Source organism: Akkermansia sp. RCC_12PD (assembly GCF_036417355.1).
In the GTDB taxonomy this organism is placed as follows: Bacteria; Verrucomicrobiota; Verrucomicrobiia; order Verrucomicrobiales; family Akkermansiaceae; genus Akkermansia.
On record NZ_CP143889.1, the window covers coordinates 2647921 to 2667336 of the forward strand.

17 protein-coding genes are annotated in these 19416 nt (G+C 48.3%); all 17 read right to left on the reverse strand.

Features of this window, described 5'->3' with window-relative positions; translation table 11 throughout:
* Nucleotides 1-3: 3 nt before the first annotated feature.
* The 17 genes from V3C20_RS11185 to V3C20_RS11265 all read right to left on the reverse strand — a co-directional run bounded on the left by V3C20_RS11185 (nt 4) and on the right by V3C20_RS11265 (nt 19400).
* Nucleotides 4-1113 (reverse strand): polysaccharide pyruvyl transferase family protein, encoded by a 1110-nt coding sequence (locus V3C20_RS11185; RefSeq protein ID WP_130084606.1) that lies wholly within the window; start codon nt 1111-1113, stop codon nt 4-6.
* 17 nt (nt 1114-1130) lie between these two features.
* Nucleotides 1131-2171, reverse strand: a complete 1041-nt coding sequence (locus V3C20_RS11190) for a glycosyltransferase family 10 (RefSeq protein WP_130084605.1) — start codon at nt 2169-2171, stop codon at nt 1131-1133.
* A 3-nt stretch (nt 2172-2174) separates the two neighbouring features.
* Entirely contained in the window at nt 2175-2996 is an 822-nt protein-coding gene (locus V3C20_RS11195; protein ID WP_130084604.1) for a DUF1796 family putative cysteine peptidase, read from the reverse strand.
* A gap of 18 nt (nt 2997-3014) precedes the next feature.
* Nucleotides 3015-4541: a lipopolysaccharide biosynthesis protein gene (locus V3C20_RS11200; RefSeq protein ID WP_130084603.1), complete on the reverse strand. Its 1527-nt coding sequence runs from the start codon at nt 4539-4541 to the stop codon at nt 3015-3017.
* The gene (locus V3C20_RS11205; protein WP_130084602.1) at nt 4541-5710 is read right to left on the reverse strand and encodes a Coenzyme F420 hydrogenase/dehydrogenase, beta subunit C-terminal domain; all 1170 of its coding nucleotides are present in this window, start codon (nt 5708-5710) and stop codon (nt 4541-4543) included. Before V3C20_RS11205 ends, V3C20_RS11200 begins: the two co-directional genes overlap by 1 nt.
* 67 nt (nt 5711-5777) lie before the next feature.
* A complete protein-coding gene (locus V3C20_RS11210; RefSeq protein ID WP_130084601.1) occupies nt 5778-7745 on the reverse strand; it encodes a glycosyltransferase family A protein in 1968 nt (655 codons plus the stop codon).
* A 67-nt stretch (nt 7746-7812) separates the two neighbouring features.
* A complete protein-coding gene (locus V3C20_RS11215) occupies nt 7813-8907 on the reverse strand; it encodes an acyltransferase family protein (protein WP_130084600.1) in 1095 nt (364 codons plus the stop codon).
* Nucleotides 8907-9752 carry a glycosyltransferase family 2 protein gene (locus tag V3C20_RS11220; RefSeq protein ID WP_130084599.1) on the reverse strand — a complete coding sequence of 282 codons (846 nt, stop codon included), beginning with the start codon at nt 9750-9752 and terminating at the stop codon, nt 8907-8909. Before V3C20_RS11220 ends, V3C20_RS11215 begins: the two co-directional genes overlap by 1 nt.
* Nucleotides 9749-10888, reverse strand: coding sequence for a glycosyltransferase (locus V3C20_RS11225; RefSeq protein ID WP_130084598.1), 1140 nt, complete (start codon nt 10886-10888; stop codon nt 9749-9751). Before V3C20_RS11225 ends, V3C20_RS11220 begins: the two co-directional genes overlap by 4 nt.
* Before the next feature lies 1 nt (nt 10889).
* On the reverse strand, nt 10890-12026 hold the full coding sequence (locus tag V3C20_RS11230) for a glycosyltransferase (protein WP_130084597.1): 1137 nt from the start codon (nt 12024-12026) through the stop codon (nt 10890-10892).
* A 4-nt stretch (nt 12027-12030) separates the two neighbouring features.
* A complete protein-coding gene (locus V3C20_RS11235; RefSeq protein WP_161981411.1) occupies nt 12031-13263 on the reverse strand; it encodes an O-antigen ligase family protein in 1233 nt (410 codons plus the stop codon).
* 2 nt (nt 13264-13265) lie between these two features.
* Nucleotides 13266-13835, reverse strand: a complete 570-nt coding sequence (locus V3C20_RS11240; RefSeq protein WP_290511886.1) for a hypothetical protein — start codon at nt 13833-13835, stop codon at nt 13266-13268.
* The gene (locus V3C20_RS11245; RefSeq protein WP_290511885.1) at nt 13817-14605 is read right to left on the reverse strand and encodes a glycosyltransferase family 2 protein; all 789 of its coding nucleotides are present in this window, start codon (nt 14603-14605) and stop codon (nt 13817-13819) included. The genes V3C20_RS11240 and V3C20_RS11245 overlap by 19 nt, the downstream gene beginning before the upstream one ends.
* A 15-nt stretch (nt 14606-14620) precedes the next feature.
* Nucleotides 14621-15355, reverse strand: a complete 735-nt coding sequence (locus tag V3C20_RS11250; RefSeq protein WP_130084594.1) for a sugar transferase — start codon at nt 15353-15355, stop codon at nt 14621-14623.
* Nucleotides 15356-15392: 37 nt separating this feature from the next.
* A complete protein-coding gene (locus V3C20_RS11255; RefSeq protein ID WP_130084593.1) occupies nt 15393-16064 on the reverse strand; it encodes a CpsB/CapC family capsule biosynthesis tyrosine phosphatase in 672 nt (223 codons plus the stop codon).
* 33 nt (nt 16065-16097) lie between these two features.
* A complete protein-coding gene (locus tag V3C20_RS11260) occupies nt 16098-18485 on the reverse strand; it encodes a polysaccharide biosynthesis tyrosine autokinase (RefSeq protein WP_130084592.1) in 2388 nt (795 codons plus the stop codon).
* Between the two features lie 132 nt (nt 18486-18617).
* Nucleotides 18618-19400 (reverse strand): polysaccharide biosynthesis/export family protein, encoded by a 783-nt coding sequence (locus V3C20_RS11265; protein ID WP_130084591.1) that lies wholly within the window; start codon nt 19398-19400, stop codon nt 18618-18620.
* Nucleotides 19401-19416: the final 16 nt, after the last annotated feature.

Below are 19416 nucleotides of genomic sequence, written 5' to 3' on the forward strand. Positions count from 1 at the left end.
TGCTTATTCCTCTCTATTGGTTACGGCATTTTTCAAAAAGGCGAGGGAGTCGGCCCTCTGTTGTTCAATCACACGATCCACTTTTTTCCAATCAATTTCTTCTGACAGCAAGGAAAGCGCCTGTTCGTTCAGCTTCGACAAATGGCGGTCTTGCAAGCCCAGCATTCCCAGCAGGGACAAGAGACGCGCGTTCCCCGTCTTCTGGTTTTCAGGACAAATGTAAACAAATGGCTTGTGAAAGATGAGAGCAAAAACGACGGCATGAAAAGAACTGCAAATAATGCATTGAGAATTTTTTATATAGCACAGCCATTTTTCCGGGGTGACTCTCGTATTGAGAGCTTTTTTGAAATGTTCCCCAGAGGCTGAATTGACGAGATTCACCCAGCGCAGGTGATGCTCCCGCGCATATTTTTTCATATAGCCTTCGGAATCACCTATGGGGTATAAGACATAGCTGGCAAGATAGGGGGAGGGGCATGTGTCCTTGTCCGTTTCTCTTTGCACAAGATCGCTGTAGTCGTGAGCGAAAAGAAGAAGGGTAGGGTCCATGCATACTGATACTTTCCTGCCTATGACCTCTTCCAGTTTTTCCGCAATATTGACCTCTCTTATGCTGATGGCATCGTATCGCGCCAAATATTGCCGGAGCTGGTCGGGATGCCGCGCCAGGTCAATTCCCTGGCCCATGCTGGCGGCATAAGAGACAAGTCTGGAAGAGGATGGAGCAAAGGTTCCAAAATAAACAGGGTCCAGCTCCCCGTCTGCGGTAATGCCGCTGTTCCATATCTGGTCGCTTCCGGTAATATAGAGATCATAGCGCAGCTTTCCGTTTTCCAATTCGGATAGTGAATGATATTTGCGGCACGACAATGTCAGGCAGCGTATATTTTTTTGTTGATATAATCTTTTCAGCACATGGGATTTCCAAAGAGAAAGCGTGGCTGCCGGAGATTTCCGCAGGTAGTTCCGCAAATGGAAGGGGAATTGTTTTCTATATTGAATAATTTCGGAAGAATGCCCCAGGCTACGTAAAACCTGTTGAAGGGCGTAGGCTTGAAGGACTGCTCCACAATTCGATGCTCCCAAAAACGTAAGGATACCTATATTCATGTTTTTCGGTGAATCAACTATTTTTTTCTAAAAAAGCGGGGCATGTTTTTTATGAATTTCATGCAATTCGAACTGATATTTTCATTGAGTAATCGCAATCCCATTCCTGCTTTCATCTGATTCCTGTACATGTCTTCAAAGTATCCGTTTCCCTTTCGGAAAGCTTTCTCAATTGGCTGCTTGAATATATTACCGTATCTTTTCACGTAATGCTCAAATATCCTGTCATCTTCCTCTATCTGTTTTTTCAGTCTCCATGGTTCGTCCATGATACGGCACCATAATTCATCATCGAGATCTACCCTGATAATAAATTCCAGAAGTTCATTAAGATTGGAATAATGATCAACATGGATAAAAGAATCGGGATTAAATTCATTGGATATCTCGGGATTGCCCCAGTAGATAGGCAACGTATCCGCCAGCATGCTGGTAAGGAGTTTTTCTGAAGTATATCCGGGAAACCAGGCGTTTTCCGCCGAAATGGAGAATTTATAGGGATTCTTTAAGTCAATGCTTTCAGAAAGCCAGTCTTTGTTATGACGGGAGGTCAGTATATCTATGTTGTGTTTATAGCGTCCTGGGGCATCTACTTTCCGGTAATGGGAAAGGAGGTCGAACAGCTGGCCTCTCATGGGATGCCCTTTTCCGTTAGAGTAGATAAAATTGCAAAATGCTTTCTTTTCTTTGAGTATTTGAACGGCAGGTCTTTTTTTGCATTCGGAAATTTTCCGCCGCAACTCCCTTTCATACAGTCTTTGAATAATACGGTCTCCGCAGGCTTCCGGATAAAACCCGATGTAATAATCAAAAATATTTAAATCGGGCATAATAGCTTCTCCTACACAATGCATGATTGTGATTGCAGAAGGTGCTTTGTCTAGAAAATCGGAAAACGAAACGAATGATGAGTACATGAAAGGAGTGGCGAACAAATAGTCCCCTCCTTCTTTAAGATGATGGAATTTTATCCCTTCAATATCGGAAAGCCCCGAGATGACATTTTCAATGAGCCAGGATGGAGTATTCCTGACAAAGGATATTTTGCAGTTTTTCATTTTTCAGAAATCTATATTTTGATGCCGGACAGAACTGAGCAGCTCGTTCAATAAAGGGAAGTTCCAGGGGTAAAGGTGTCTCTTCCAGCGTTTTACATGAAATTCACTTAAAATCAATTTCAGCCACATATCCCTGTTTCCCAGCCATTCTGGGTTATTTGCGGGAGTGTCGTCAAATGTATATTCATACAAGGATACATTATTTGATTCAAAAACAGTGCGTTTGTTAATCCCCTGCATACCAGGGCTGCTTTTAATATTCAGGACTTTGAAGGTTGCATGGGGGAATTTTTTAGAAAGTACCATGCAAAAATTTCTTATGCTATCATCATCTTCCTCTCTGTTCATCACGCAGCCGATGTTTTTTCCCTTTTCCAGTCTATCACAAAGAGCGGAGGTTCTTCGCGACATTTTGGAGTGGAAAAGTGCCATTCCCTCATCCACGGAAGATGTTTTCAAAAAGTCATGAGAAGAAATCATGCCGGTTTCCATATCCTGAACTACTCGGAAATGATGGTTAGATGGAAGCTCCATCCATGTATTGAACAGAGAAAATGTCCGGGAGAAAATAAGTTGTCCATAAGTTTTCAGACTGTAATTCGTCATCCAGTCACATGGGCACGACATTTGGCGCATTCCAAGGTACTTGAGCATCTCGGCGCTTCTGCATGCTCTCCCTGCCGAAAAGATAAAATCGCAATGCAGGCATGAAGCGCTTTTCCGTGTAATGATGCGATAAAACAGGTTTTTCCATACCATTTGGCAATATTCATGTACAATCACTTGTATACATTTGAATGCGGAACGCAATTTTAAGGCTTTCATTATTTGTCTCTCTTATTGTTAAAAAGGAAGTTTTCTCCGCAATGTATCAAAAAGAAAAATTCTTTCTTGTCTGTTCATTCCGAAAAAAATAATGGAAAGGCAGCCCAGGACGATTGCGGAAATAATCAATAAAATATTACCGAGATCATCGGGCGACAATATGCCTGTTTGTTGGATACCTATGACTGTAAAAGAAGAAATTAAAACGGTCATGGCGATTCGGGGGAATACATTTCGGGCAAATGCTCCGAAGGGGAATTGTATAAACCTTTTTAGGAGAGGGAATCGGGAAATAAAGGCTATAAGCGACAATAGTATGCTTATCATATAGGCGGATTCAGGATTTCCCGTGTATTTGAAACACAAATAGGATAGCGGTACGTTAAGTAACAGGATGGAACTGATCCAAATCTGGTACAACGCAATTTTTCCGACGGCGAGCATAATGACAACCAGGGGGGTCGCCATGGTATCAATGATGATATTTAAAATAATCAGGCGTGAAAAGGAAACGGCATATTCCGGGTATTCTCCTAGCCAAAGGCTCAAAACTGCAGGCATCCCTACAATCAGCGGAAATCCTATTGCATATAAGAGAAGAAAAGAATAACGGGCTTCCATATAGGCCAGTTTGTTCATTGTGGCGTAATCGGCCCTGGCGAACGCCTTGGTGATCTGAGGATGAATGGCGGTCGTAAAATTACCGGCAAGACTGCAAGCCGCATTTGTAATTTGAGACGCAACGCCAATTGCCGCATTCAGCGTGACTCCGAAAAACAAATTAATCAAAATATTGATGCCGTTTGTTTTCAAAATATATGAACTGCTTCCGAGAAAATTCCACAATGAAAAGGCAAACATCTTTTTCAACAATGGAATATCCAGTATGAACGAATATTTGCACTCTTCAAAATGCCGGGTACAGTAGGCCGCATAAATATACCTGACGCAAAATGCGGCAAGCATCACAAGAACCGCATAGATGACCAGGCGGTTGGAATCAAGAAAGCTGATCGTTAGTGCAATAGCCAGTTTCAAGATGACTTCAAAGATGCCTATGTAGGCAAATTTGTCAAAATGCTCATGAGCCGTTAACGCCGCATTATAGGGAATGCTGAGAACCCCCAATACGAACGTGACGACTGAAAACTGGTAAACCCAATTGATGGTAGAAAAACTGTCGGCGGGAAAAACCATTTTGTGATTCAGGAACCAGAGTCCAATACTTTCCGCAAATACCACGGTCACTAATGAAATGATCAACATGATATTGATGGAAGTTCTAAAAATCCGGCTTTGTTCCATCATGTCCGACTTGCCCAGACCCAAGGTCAAATAGCGCTGGATGCATGAGGTCATCCCTGCATTTAAAAGGGCGAAAGTGGCTATCATGCCGCCCACGGCATTGTAAATGCCGAAGTCTTCTATGCCGAGCGCGTTCAGGATGACCCGTGCCGTATAGAGCGAGACCAGAATGGAAAAGGCTGTTCTCAGATAAAGGAAAACCGTATTCCGGGCAATGCGTTTTGTATCTGCCTGTTCCATTATTGATTCCGGGAATTGAGTTTTGATGCCACCATCCTGATAAAACGCCCCAGCCTGGTTCTGTAACGGGTAGCGCGACTTGAACGGAAACTGCGCGCATGAGACATGAATCCTTTTGAACTCAAGGAATTCATGACGGATGAACGCCCTTCCGGCATCTTGACTGGAACCGAAAGAGATGATTGTATGGCTTCTTTTTCCGACAGGGGCTCCGTTTTGAAGTTACCCTTGATGTGGGAAAAGACCTCCCTCCCCATTTCCGTGTTAAGTAAAACCAGAGACACTCCATTAGGATTGAAGATGTCCGGCTTGATGTTCTGAACCGCCCAAAAATCCCCCAGGGAAATATCACCCGTTCTTTGAAAGGAAGTATAAGGGCAGCGATAACATGACGGGCGCATGTACAAAGCGCTATTATATGCCCTCTGCCATACCTGGGTTTCATCAGAACCGTTAAGTTCTTTTCCATTGGAGAATTCGACTCGTATTTGAGGGTTCAACCATCCATGGGTTTTGTCCTTCATGCAGATAGAGGCAATACGTTTTTTTTGATAACCTTCAAGCCACTTGACATATCCTTCAAAAGCAAGAGGACTGGCCACTCCATGGCAGACTAGGTCGCACGTCAGCAGGTTAGGGTGGCTTTTTTTCAAATAACGCCTCAATCCGGCAATTTGGCAAGGCGTACCGCTGAATAAAACCAAGCGTCCTGTTTTTAGCGTTTCCTTAATTTCAGAGAATATATCTCCAAGGCTGCTTTGCGCATATTTGGAGCCAGCAAAGGCGAGACAATCCTCCATTCTTTCCCTCAGCACATGACGAATGGTCATCTCATCATCATAAATGGCGCCAGCCACCATTCCTCCTTGCGCGATGACATATGTGCATAGTTCCAGAAAAACTCCTCCGGATGAACTTTTGTTCAGCAGGGCGGGGTCTTGATTGGTTGCTGCAATTATTTCCTGGCCATTGCCGCCATGGCGGATTTCATCTGCATGCCGCCCGGGGCAAGTCTTTTGGCATATATGGCAGTCAATGCAATCGTCTTGATTGATGTCGGGGTATAAAAAGCCTTCTGCATCAGCAACCATCTTAATGCAATGACGCGGACACGCCCAGGCGCAAGCTCCACATCCGCAGCAATCGTCCTTTTCTATAATCTGGTCCATTGCAATCGACTAATTAATTTATGCCGTTTCGGCCGTCAATTGGCGGCATCGTGAAACAGGCTCGCATTTAAGAAGGTCTACCATTTTTTAACAAATAAGGGAGCGCAAATATGTTCGCCGTCATATTTGAGGCCGCAATGTAAAGGCGCACCCATAGATAAGGGGCAATTCCCATGAGCGGTCGTGTGGGTTTCAGCGTCGGCAGCCAGCATGCCGGGCTGTTGCGAAGTATTTGATACATCCATTTGGACAAGATGCTGGAACGCATGCTTCGTACCGCCTCGGGAGTCATGGGGCACTCGCGTGACATCATGGCATATTGATGGAATATCTCCCAATCCGACTCAAGGCACTTACGGGCATTGGGAACCACACGGGCCGTCGCGGATCCGGGGCGCCGGCGATAAAAGGCTGATTCTACATGAGAAACCCCATAATCCAAATGAGTAAGGGCAAAGCGGATGAAAGCGCTCGTGTCTTCTGAATATTCCATGCTCTCAGGAAAGAACGGCAGTTCTTTTATGGCTTCCCGGCGAATGCACAAGCTGGAACTGCTCATATACCGGATGCGCCTGTCTTTGAAAAAATGTATGGCGGAGCTGTGCGTGTCTTCCGGCATGGCGGAAGACAAGTAATCACCCGGTATTTTTTCTACGATTTCGCATTTGGAGGAATGCCAGCATACTTCGGGATGTGATATGAAGAACCGGCGTGCCAGTTCCAAATGCCAGGGCTTCCATAGATCATCACTATCCAGCATAGCTATGTATTTGCCCCGTGCTACGGCAAACCCGGCGTTTCGGGCCGCGGACACGCCTTTGTTCTTTTGGCGTATCACTCTGAGACGAGGATCTTTGAGTTCGGCAAGAATCCTGGCCGTATCGTCTGTAGAACCATCCTCCACGACAATAATCTCGAAGTCGGCACATGTTTGGCAAAAAACACTTTGCAACGTGTCTCCTATGTATTCCTGTACATTATACGCTGGAATAACAACGGAGAAGAGCGGGGCGCCGTTCTCCGGCGGCTGAATCTCCCATCTTTGCCCTGGAACGGCGGAATGCTGTTTTTGAGCTGCATTCTCTTCGGGCGGGGGAACCCGGTTTCCTTTGAGCCAGAAATGCAGACAAAGCGGAAGTGAAAAAATAAAAGAAAGACCTTCGGACAATAGATGATAGGCGGTGGTCCAGCTTCGGCAAGGCCACCCCAGAAGAGAATGCAGCTCCCGTAAATGGGGGCTCCATTCCCGTCCATTGTTCAGATAAATACTGCGTATCCATTTACCGACAAGATGTTTGCGGCAGAATGACAGGGCTTGGTCCAGCCTTCCTTCTTCATATAAAGCGTTCCATTTCTCATAGAGGCCGCGGCTGGAGACGATTTCCGTATTGATATCTGCCGCCCGCGTCGCCACCGCTGAAGAAGCGTGAAAACGATAAATGCAATCGGCTTTCCTTCCCATTCCGATCAAGGGAGATTGCAGGGCAAAGCTCAACCAGGCCAGGACGTCTTCTCCGTAAGCCATGTCCGTCGGAAAAAGTTCTTTTCCTGGAATGGCCTTTTTCGCCAGAATGGCGGTGGAAGAGCATACCCATGCGTTGCCGGAAAAGTAATCCACGACATCGTATCCCGGATCCGGTTCAAGACCGGCAAGACTTTCCTTGACACAGTCGGAACGTAAAAATGGGGAGGCATACCAATGAACTTCCGGATGTTCCTCAAAAAAATGACAGGCATGCTCCAAATGCCATGGCGCCCAGATGTCGTCGCCATCTAAAAACGCGATGAATGTTCCCTGGGCCGCTGCAATTCCTGTATTGCGGGCCGCTGAAACGCCTGCGTTTTGTTGACGTATCACACGGAGGCGGGGATCATTCTGCCGGGCCAGCATTTCGGGAGTGCCATCCGTTGATCCGTCATCAACGACAATGATTTCATATTTGTCGAATGTCTGGGCATAAACCGAATCAAGAGTTTCCTGGAGATAAAGTTCGACATTGTATGCCGGGATCACAATGGAAAAAAACGGAGTCATGAGTTGGTTCACTTCATTCAAATGTTAAAACAGCGGTAAATAGCATGGCCGTGGCCGTCATTCCGGTTCATTTCTTGGCTGTTCGGGGGTGAAAGGATAATCTGCCCAGTAAAAACGGGCAAAATCTGGAAATAAGGAAGTAACAGGCAACGCATAGCAATAAGCATGCAAGCGCCACGCTTGTTCCGACCACATAGTTCATTCTGGCCAGCGGCATGGCCGTAAACGGCAGGCAGGTCTGGAAAAAAACAACGGGGAATTTGTGCAGGCACATAATAACCAGAGAAGCCCGCCCGGCGTATTCAATGGGTCTTCCTGCCAGAAGGGCCGCGCTTAAGCCCACATAGCCGAGGGAACTGACGAGGGCGACGATAGCCGTGAAAGGAGCAAAGATCGTAAACCCGATTTCCCTGTTGTAATGGACGGGACATAAGATCCAAAGCCACAGTCCCAGTCCGACAAGAGCCGCTCCGGTTATAAACGCAGCAAACCGCATGCGGAACTCTGCAAAAGGAATGCGGAGGACGGGGACCAGAAGCATGCCTGCGAATAAATAGGGCAACATGGCAATTTCCACTTGGAAGCGTTGTATGCCCAATGGCCATGCATGACCGGCAACACTCCAAGCAAGAATGAATACGGCCAGGAAAGCCAATGCCCTGAAACAAGAATTTTCCCGTCCCCACACAGCGTCTTCCCATTTTAAGAAAGGCCATGCCAACAACTCCATCAGCAACAGGCAGGGAAGGAACCAGAGAGAACGGTTGAATTGCAAGTCACCCAGAATAAAAAGGTTGAGCAGATTGCTTGCCAGAGAAAAATCCCCGTCGCTATGCATCAAAGCCGAATGGGCAAATGCTCCCGCCAACCGGAAAATGATGATACTCAATATTCCGAATACAAGATAAGGGATGAACAGAGTTTTCAGCTTTTTGATCAAAAAACCGCTGAATTCGTTTTGACCGCATTTGGCTGTCAATCCCGAGAGAATGAAAAAAAACGGCACATGGAAAGAGTACAGGTATTCATGCAGGGTTCCACAACCGGGAACAGAAGGATCAGACAAGGTGTGCCCCAGGATAATGAAATAAATTCCAATGCCCTTGGCGATATCCAGCCACGATATTCTTTGTTTTTGCATCAATTGAATGACCTGTGACATCAAAAATTACCGTTTTTTTTCATTTCATATACCTTGGCGTCCACTAGGGTGCGGTACCACCATCCTTGGAGAAAATGCCAAAGGAACCCTTCCTTGCCGTCCAAAAAGCCCAACTTAAAGCAATAGCGGTAGATAAAGTAGGCAAAAGCGCGCCAAAACAAAGGCAGGCGTGCATAATACGCCTTTTGATGCCGTTTGCGTCGGGCATGTTGACTCAAATGACCGGATTCGGATTGAGACTCTACCTGTTTGATTAACATGGCTGCCTCGCGCCGGGCATAACCAAGGTGTTTTGTCGTCCATTGCTCCAAATTCAGTAAACTGTGATCTGCAAACCAATGCTGCATTTCAACGGAACGGCCTTCCAACAGCGCCATGTATTCATCCATCGCACGTGTTTCACAACAGGCTTTTCCATGGCGCCATGCTCGCATCAGCAAAATCCGGGGAAGGCCATGTTTCATTTCACGGCCCATGAAAATCCGCCGCAATGGGAATATCAGCCCCGTGACATCGTCAGGCATACTCGGCAGCTTGGCCTGCAATTCTTCCTTGAGTTCATCTGAAAGATATTCATCCGCATCCAGACGCAGGACCCATGAGGTTTCCATGTTCAGATGGTCCAGGGCCCAGTTGAGCTGTGCCGCCTGGTTTCCCGGCCATTCATGATCAATAACTTTGACATTGTTGAACTCTTCGCATATCTGCCGAGTCGCATCGGAGGAATGGCAGTCAATGACATAGATGCATTTTGCCATGGGGCATACATTTTCCAGACAACGGCGTATGTGCAATTGTTCGTTATATGTTAAAATAATAACGGAAAGATCAAGTTTGGTCTTCATATTACAAAATCGGGTTTGGGGCCTTTCCCTGTAATATATTGGTAAAGGGTTATCATTCTATCGGCAATGATGGAAGAATGATACTCCCGTTCAATGAATGTTCTTCCTCTTCTGCCCATGGCGGACAGCTCTTCGGCGTTCTTGTCCGCACAGGCGGAAATGGCGTGGCTTAAACCATCAACGGTATTATCCGTCCAATAACCGCATCGTTCTGTTTCCAAGCTCTGCCATGGAGTATGGCGTGAAGCAATAACGGGCGTTCCCGCCAAAAGGGCTTCCGCAACGACAAGCCCGAAATTTTCCGAATCACTTGGCAGGCACAGAACCGACAGGGCCGCCAGTTCTTCAAATTTACGTTTGCCGGAAAGGAAGCCTGTGAAACGAACATTGGCCAATCCCAGTTGCTTGACGAGTTCGTGCAGCATGGCCGTATAAGCTTCATCCCCGCCGCCAATGATGCAAAGCTCTCCCTCGCGCACGGCGTGACCCGCTGATGCCCACGCACGGATCAAATGATCTATTTTTTTCAAGGGGTGAATTCTTCCCAGATAACCAAGCCTGAAACGGGATTGCTGACGCGGCAAAGTATCCAGATAATCAGGGATGGGAACGGGATTGCCTATCAAAGCTACGTTATTTGTAAACCCCAAAGCCCTGTAGGCGTCAGCCTCCTGTTTGCTGGTCGCATGCACGCAGGCCGCCATGTGTAAATCCTTGTTTAATACAAGACGCAGCATGATGCGCTTGCGCCAGGGATTGTGGAGCAGGGCATTCGCGCCAATGCCCCCGTGCAGGCTGATGATATAGGGTTTCCTGTGGCGCCGGGCATAAAGGGCGGTCGCATGCGGTACATCAGACCAAATGGCGTTTGCGTGATAAATGTCATATTCATCATGAGATTTCAAAAAACATCTTATATTTTTTGAATAACACCAAGGTGTTCGGGCATCATAAGGGACGCCGTAAAATCCCTGTTCCTGTTTGCCTATTACCTTTTCTCCCCGTGAAGAAGTGTCAAGGCTCAGTACGTCTGCGGAGCATCCTGCCTGATTCAAGCCCCTTACCAGGGAAGAAACGGCATGGGTAGTTCCTCCACTATTTTCACCCATCGTCAATACGGAATGCAAGATTTTCATATCATTTTTCCTCTTTAAGCCACGGAGCGGTGGGTTTTGGTCCGGACTTTTTCACATAATTTACAATTTCAACAAGATATGAGGCGGCTTTTTTTCCGGAAAGATTATCGAATGCCCATGAATGGATACGCTGGCGCAACTCATTACGCACTTTCCCATGAAGCAGTTGCTTTTTGAGAACATTGTACAGGTCGTCTTTTTTTTTCCAGGAAAAGGTCTCTCCCCTCCATTTATCTTTCAACAAGGTGGAAGCTCCGCAATCCTCCGAACAAACGACGGGAGTTCCCTGAATCAAAGCCTCGTTTACGACAGCTCCCCAACCGTCATAGACACTGGGGAGGACCAGAATATCACAATTCGCTATAAAAGACTGTACTTGTTTGTTTTCCATTGTACCACAGTATTCAATGGACAATTCGCCGTTACTTCTGAAATTTTCACTGTTGATTAAGGCGTTCAGCTCGTTTTTCAAAGGGCCTGATCCAATCACATACAGCTTATTGAAAAAGCCGGTCATTTTTTTCAGTGTTTGGACAAGGGACAATATCCTTTTCCGGTGATCCAGTCGCCCCACATACACAATATCCGGAAGGGAAGAAACCTCCTTATTCTTTCCGGAAAAATTGTGACACTCGGTGACGGGAATTTCCGTAAAATATCCCCAGTCAAATATCCTGTCCTTATGATATCCTGCCGCTTGATAAGCTTGTACCGCCGTATTTCCTGTGGCCAATATTCCCTTGATATATCGTCCATAACGGAGACGAAGCAAAGTATATTTCAGACAGCGCAGCCTGCCGGAGAATCCCAAATATTTGTATGTCTCAAGATAATTCAGAATGAAGCATCCTTGTTTGCAAGCCCGTTTGAATTGACGGTAGATGAGGGGATAAGCGTTGATTCCTGAAAAAACATGAACTGCATCCCTGTAATCATCCAAAATTTTGTCCGCTTCCTCTTCAGAGGGGCTTATAATGACCAAAGCCTTGCCCATATCGGGAACGGACCATCCCGTACCAATCCTGTCGGCGTCCATCGTGTGCTCGGCAACAAGTAAAACCTTATGATCATCAGCCAGGGCCGAGATAAGCGCTGATTGATGAATAGACAGCATATTTTGCCAAAATAAAAATTGCATGGTCTTAATTGAAAAAAGGAATGGAAGCAGGCTGCAATTTGTATCTCTCCAACGAGAAGATGACGCCGACACATAACCAAAACATGAAGTTCAAGGGCGACCCGCCTGCAAAAATATACCCCTCCGCAATAAAATGAAAAAGAAAGATGATAAGCACACCGCCCAAAAACGAAGACCAGTTATCCTCTTTTTTAACCATCTGCCATACCTTTGACAGGCTAATCAAAACAATGCATACAAAAGAAAGGCCGCCTACCAGCCCCGTCATGGAAAAAACAGCTCCCCAAGAAGTGCCGGGCTCTATCTTGCCCGATAGTAAATTGATAGCCCCGGAATCTTTGCTTACCGTCTGTGAGGAAAAGCCTATTCCCACAATCGGACTGTTTGAAAACTCATGGATTCTTGTTTGCCATGCTTTGTTTCGTGATGCAGTGATAGAACCCATATTCTCATTGCCTATCTGCTTGTTGACCAGCCCTTCAGAAAATACCTCCATCAGCGGCAATGAGATAAAGACGGAGATGCTGGCAATAAAGGCATATTTTACTAATTTGGATTGCCGTTTTCTGAACAAGAAAAATACGATGGATATAGCCCCGGCCAGAGTAGCCATATTCGCGGCCCGGGAAGAAGAAAGCAATGTCGTGGCAATACAGCATGCAAGAATGATATATTTCCAATATTCGACTTTTTGAGCAGCTATTTTTTGGGATAGAATGCCCCAAAGCATATAACACATTCCTATGCCGGCAAACGGACCCATCAGCATAGAATGCAAGGTGATGCCACCAAAGGAACCGGCATTGACGGCGAAGGCAAAGTCAATATCATTGCGTGCCAAATTGATGCCCAGAAAATAGGCTAGCAGAGAACCTGTGCCAATGAGCAGGGAAAGCCAGATCATCCATATGAACATGTTTTGGCGTAAATTAGTCAGGGATTGGGAGGTAAGCAAAGGAGAGGCAACAATCAGAAGCAGCGAAAAGTAAATAAAACGGGATTCCGCATGAAACAGGCTGGGAATATTGTTGAAGAGGATGCTGAGCGCGCAGCCGATCAAAAGAGACAAAATGCAGAACGTAATTCTTGTTGCCTTAAAAAATACATATCCGGAAGCCAGAAATAGCACTAAATAATAAATGATGACAGGATAGCTGAAAAACGCGAGGACATTACACGCAATGCACACGCTTATTGCGAATGCAACGGTATTGTGCTGTCGTATATACTGAAACATATTCAGCTTTCCCGGGGTTGCTCTCTTAAATCTCGCAGAATTGTGGCCGGAACTCCTGCTGCAAACATATAATCGGGAACGTCCTTCGCAACGCAGGCGCAAGGAGCAACCAGGGCCATTTTGCCTATGGTCACTCCCGGTTGAATAAAGGCCCGCGCTAAAACGCAACTGCCCGTTCCGATGCGAATATTCCCGAAACACCCTTCTTTCGCAACGCTTTCGCCATCGGCAGACCAGCGATGATAGCCTGTGCATAAAACGACAAACGAACTGATTGTAGAGTGGCTTTCAAGAATAATGGAACTACCTTCGGAACCGAGAAAGTAAGTATGTCCCCCAATGAAAACATGATCTCCTATCTCAAGATTTAACGCTCCGTTGATTGTAACGGAAGATGTAATGCGGACGTTTCGTCCCACTTTGGCGCCCGCCCAGCGGAGAAGCATATTCTTGAATTTAAAGAAACAGCTTTCGGGTAAAAGGTGCCAGACAAGATTCAGCAAGTATAATTTTTTTGTATTGAGCATAAGAGAAAATTCGGGAAAAAACTGCACTATCGAAACCATCCCCATGCATTGCGAATGTATAGCAAAGGTGATTGAAGAGAAAAAATTTTTGTGTAAAATCTTGATAAGGGATAATGCCATGGGCAGTAGAGATTATTTTTTTTAAATGAATCTCTGTTTTGCCTGGTATTGCGCAGGACTGCACTGAGTCCGGCCGTGCTAGAGCCACCCGTGCGCATGAAGACCATGAAGTGGTTTAGGTAATGAGTGGAAATGCGGTGCTTTTCAATGAAGCGGAGCATGAGCTCGAAATCCGCCGCACTGCCGATAGAGGGATCAAACATGCCGTACTGCTCAAAGCACCGCCTGGTGCAGTAAAAGGTGGGATGGGCGGGATTCCAGCCTTTCTGGAATGCTCCGGGGCGGTAGGGGAAACCCTGCCAGGTGCGGACAACCTGGCGTCTGGAATTGACGTAGGACAGATTGCCGTGCACGGCATCCGGTCGGTTCAGGGCAAAGGCACGGGCAATGTCTTCCAGAACCAGGTTGTCCTGGTAGTAATCGTCTCCGTTGAGGAAGCCGATCACGTCTCCCTCAGCCATGCGGATGCCTTTGTTCATGGCATCGTAGATTCCCTGGTCCGGTTCGGATATCCATTTCATGCGGCCGGAGAATTTGGGAGCATATTTTTCAATGAGCTCTTTTGTCCCATCCTTGCTGGCCCCGTCCACCACAATGTATTCCACGTCCGGGTAGGTTTGTCGCAGAACGCTCTCCAGTGTGTCTTGCAGTGTTGTCACACTGTTGTAACAAACCGTGATAACTGAAATCTTCATTTTGGGAAAATCACGTTAAAGGGTCTCCGTTTGATGGCTCCCATTATAAAATCCACTGTTCCCCCGCAGCCCCCTGGTATGCGGGTCTTTGGGCATTACGGTAAGGGCGGGTTTACCCAGGGCGTCCGGGCGCTGGTGAATGCCTTCCTCTTTGATGACCTTGTAGAAGGTATAAAGAAGGATGTTCAGGTCATACCGGAAGGAGAGGTGACGTTTGTAGCGCAGGTCGTAGCACACCCGTTGGCGGAAGGTGAGGTTGTTGCGGCCGTGGATCTGGGCCAATCCCGTGATGCCCGGGGGCAGGGCCATTCTTTTTTTCCGGGTAGAGGGGGTAAAGATGGCCATTTGCTCCGGAATCCACGGGCGGGGGCCGATGAAACTCATGTCACCCAGCAGGACGTTGACGAGTTCCGGCAGTTCATCCAGGGAAGTGCGGCGTAGCAGGGAGCCCAGAAAGGTGGTGCGCTGTTCGTCCGGCAACAGGCGCCCCTCCGCGTCCCTGGTGTCTTTCATGGTTTTGAATTTGATGATATAAAAGGGTTTGAGGCCGCGCCCGATGCGCTTTTGCAGGAAAAAGGGCGGCGTCCGTTGAATGACGACCAGCAGGACGGCCAGGATGGCGAATAACGGAATCAGGCACACCAGGCTGAGCAGCGCGACCGTGAAGTCCAGGACGCGTTTGCCACAGCGGCCGTAAAAGTCGGCGGGCAGCGGGTTGCCTGAGGAGGCCTTGGTTGCAGAGCGTGGCATGGGATTTGGTACGGGGGAGATGGAGGGTAAGGAGATACTAGATTTTCAGGGGCATGCGGCCTGCCATGGCGGCGCTGTGGCTGTCGGTTCCCCACCAGGAGTAAATCCCGGCGGAGAAGAGGTCTTTTGCCCTGGCGGCGGCGGATTTGCCGTAAAAACCGCCAAGGGAGCCCACATTGCCTTGAAATTTGACTTTTTCCTTTTGTGCAAGGTCCAGGAGTTCTTCCTGGGGAAGGAGGCGCCCGTAACGTTCCGGATGAGCCAGCACCGGGGCATATCCTTTGTCCCGGATGGCTGTGAACATGTCTTTCCATGTGCCGGGGAGATAGTGCTGGGGCAGTTCTACAAGCAGGTGCGTGCCGTCATACGTGAGCGGGGCATATCGGCTGATTTGTTCCTCAAACCGATCGTCCAGCATATATTCGGCGGCCAGTTTGAGTTCAAATTGTTCATTTATAACGGAGGCCAGCAGTTGTTCGAAGCGGCGGCGGAGGAAGTCCGGCGTGTTTTCCGGATAACAGGCCTTGATGTGGGGGGTACAGTAGGCCCCCTTCAGGCCGAAGGATTTAAGACGCCGTATGATGCCCAGGCTTTCCTGCAGGGAGGATGCTCCGTCGTCTACTCCCCACAGGATATGGGTATGCATGTCCATGCCGTCCGGGAAGAGGCTGGAGGTCGTATGCCTGGGGGTAAACAGGTTGCGGAACATGGTTTCACAGGTGGAGTGCCACAGGGAGGGGGGCTAGTTTTTCCCGGCGGCTTCTCTGCCGGAGCCATAGCTGTACCGGTAACCGTAGTTGTAACCGTAATAGCTGTAGCTTGAGGACTTGAAGTCCACGGCGTTGATGATGTAAGCGAGATTCGGCAGTTTGCCGCTATCCGCCAGTTTTTGTATTTGGTTGAAATACCGTTTGTCTATCATTCCGCTGCGGATGAGATACAGGGAAATATCGCTCAAAGCCGCAAGGATGGCTGTATCTGCCAGTATGCCGTAAGGTGGTGTGTCAATGATGACGGCATCGTATTTTTTTCTGAAACATTCCAATATCTGTGCCAGGAGAGGCTGGCTAAGCAACGTGACGGGGTTGGGCGCGGCAGGGCCCGTGCCCAGGAAGTCGAATGGGGTGTTGTTTTCTCCGGCCTGACGGATGATATGGAAAGGATCGTCCACTTGGTTGAGCAGAATGGAGGTGAGTCCGCGGCGGCCATGGCCGCCCATTTGACGGGTTAGGGAGAATTTGCGCAAGTCCCCGTCAATGAGCAGGACTTTTCTTCCGGCTTTAGCAAAGGTTGCGGCCAGGTTGGCAGAGGTGAAGGTTTTGCCTTCTCCGGGGGTGGTGGAAGTGAGCATAATCACATGCCCCCCTTCATCGGGACGGGGAAGAAGGGAGTCTACGTTGTTGCGCAGGATATGGAAGCATTCCGCCATCACAGACTGTTCCTCCTTAATGAAGAGCGAGGTGTTTTTGCGCTCTTTTTTGCTCATCCGGGGCAGTTCCGCGATGATGGGCTGTCTGGTTTGGCCTGTCAGGTCATGCTTGTTTTTCACCTTGTTGTTCATCATGCCCAGACCCAGGAAGGCAAAAAAGCACAGAGCTGCACCGCCAAGGGTGCCGGCCGCGATATATTGTTCCGTTTTAGGGGCGATGGGGAGATCCGACCCGTGGGCGGTTTCCAGGACTCTGGCGCTGGATTCTGCGGCTGCCAGGGCCATGGCGTTTTCCTGCTCCTTGCTCAGCAGGTTCAGGTAAAGTTCTTCCTTGACCTTGTGTTCCCGGATCAGGGGGGTAAATTCCTGTTCCTTGGTAGCCGTCTTGGTCAGGCGTTCCGAAAGAGTCTCGCGTTTTTTCTTGAGTTCTTCAAGTTTAAGGTTTTGATTGCTGCGGTAGTTGGCCAGGGCTTTATTGGCGGCGGAGAGGGTGGAATCCATCCGTTCCCGCAGTCCTACGGCGATGGGGTTTTGGGAGCCCGCACTCCCCGCTATTTTCTGATATTCCAGAAAGGCTTCATTGTAGCCTTCTATCTGGCGGGAAATGCCGTTGTCCGCCAGCCCGGTATCCACGGAGATGAGGCCATCGTTGCGGACGGTTTTCTTCAGGTTGTCTGCCAGGACGGCCGCCAGCTTGATCTGGGTTTCCAAGTCAAAGATTTCCTTTTCCAGCGCCTGGGCTGAACTGAAGTCCGCGCTTATGGTGGTTTCCGCGTTTCCGGCGATATCGTTTTTTGTTTTAAAATCCGTAAGTTCCTTGCCTGCCTTGTTCAGGCTTTTTTCCAGTTCCTCCAGGCGCCCTTCAATGAATTTCTTCGTCTTTTGGGCAGCCAGTTTTTTTTCATCAATGGAAACCTGGTTGTAAACGGCGATCAGCTGGTTGAGAACGTCGGCAGCTTTCTGCGGGTTATTTGCCGTAAGCGTCATTTCCAGCAGGCTGGATTCCTTGACGTCCGGTCTGGTAACGGAGAAGTTTTTTAAGAGGCCATGGGCAGTTTCCAGAACGGTAAGGTGGTTAATGATGATAGGTTTGCCGTCCCATTCCTCGTTCATCAGGGAAGTAGGATGGATGGAGACGGTGGCGAAGGGAAGGGCGATGGATTGTCCGTACGTTCCTTCTAAAGTTGTTGTCTTTTTCTGGCTGGTGGTATAGGCCAGAATGAAGTTTTGTTCTCCCCGGGGAGTGATGGAGAAGGAGCAGGAGCGCTGTTTTCCAATTTCTTCAAAGACGGCCAGGATGGGGCTGCTGTTGTAAAGCTCTATTTTCCGGAAATCTTGGGAGTACCAGTAAGAAGTGTTGAGTTTGAGGTCTTCCACCACTTTTTTCATGACGGCGGTGGATTTGAGGATGAAACTTTCATTGGCCAGATTGGCGGCGCCGGAATCAATGCCCAGCTCTGACATGATCCGGTCAGAGGAAGCGTCCGTTCCCGATTTTGCATCCCGCATGATGATGCTGGCCGTTTTCTGGTAAACGTAGTTTTGTCTTCCCGCCAGATAAAAGGCCAGCATTCCTCCCGCTACGGCAGCCAACATGATGATGAACCAGTAGCGGCGCAGGATGGCGAGGGCCAGATCCAGGGAAAGATTTGATTCTTCCTCCTCCATAACGGGAGGCGAGGGAGAGGGACGGTTTACCATAAGGGAGAGAGGGTAAAAAATGTTGGGAGAGAATACTGGAAATTTGGGGCATTGGCCCGATTGAACCGGACTGTTCTCCGTATTTCTATTTCCGATATAATCGGCTTCGAAGAGGGAGCAGGGTGAGGTTCGTTATAAGCATAAAGCGATTACGGCCAGAGTGACGCCGAGTCCGGAAAGCCCCCAGCCGTACCACTGGGCGGCGTCGCTGCGCGTATTGACCTTGCGTTCCGAAGGCGTTACATAAATGATGTCGTTCTGCTGGATGTAGTAATAGGGAGAGGTGAACAGATCCTTGCTACGCAAGTCAATGCTGGCGATCTGGCGGGTTCCGTTGGTTTCTCGAATCAGCGTAACGTCCCGGTTGCCGTCAATGTTCAAGTCGCCTGCCCGGCTGATGGCCTCCAGAATCGTGAGGCGTTGCCCTTCAATGGTGTAGGTTCCGGGGGAGTTGACTTCCCCCAGCACGGAGAATTTGAAATTCATGATCTGCACGTTGACGGAGGCATCCCGGATGTAGTCGTTATTCTTGAGAGTCGCGGCAATATCGGTTGCCAGCTGGGAGCAGGTCTTGCCCGCGGCCTTCATCTTGCCGATGACGGGCAGAACAATGTAGCCTTGAGCGTCCACCAGGTACCCTTTAGGCTTGTTGTTATTGTTGTTGTTGGTGGCGCCGATCTCGGACATGGCGAAGGGCGCCGTGAGTTCCGGCTGCTTGCTGCTGACTGCGATGTAGAGCTGGTCATCCTTCTGGATGGTCGTTTGGTAGTTTGCCTTGATTCTTTCCTTGGAGTTGTCGGAAACGTCTTGGATGTAAAGGACTTCCTTGGGGCTAACGCAGGAAGGAAGGAGGCTGGCTCCTGCCAGGGCTACGGAACACAGGAGAGCTTTGCTGAAGAGATGGTGTTTGTTCATTAGTTGAAATAATAAT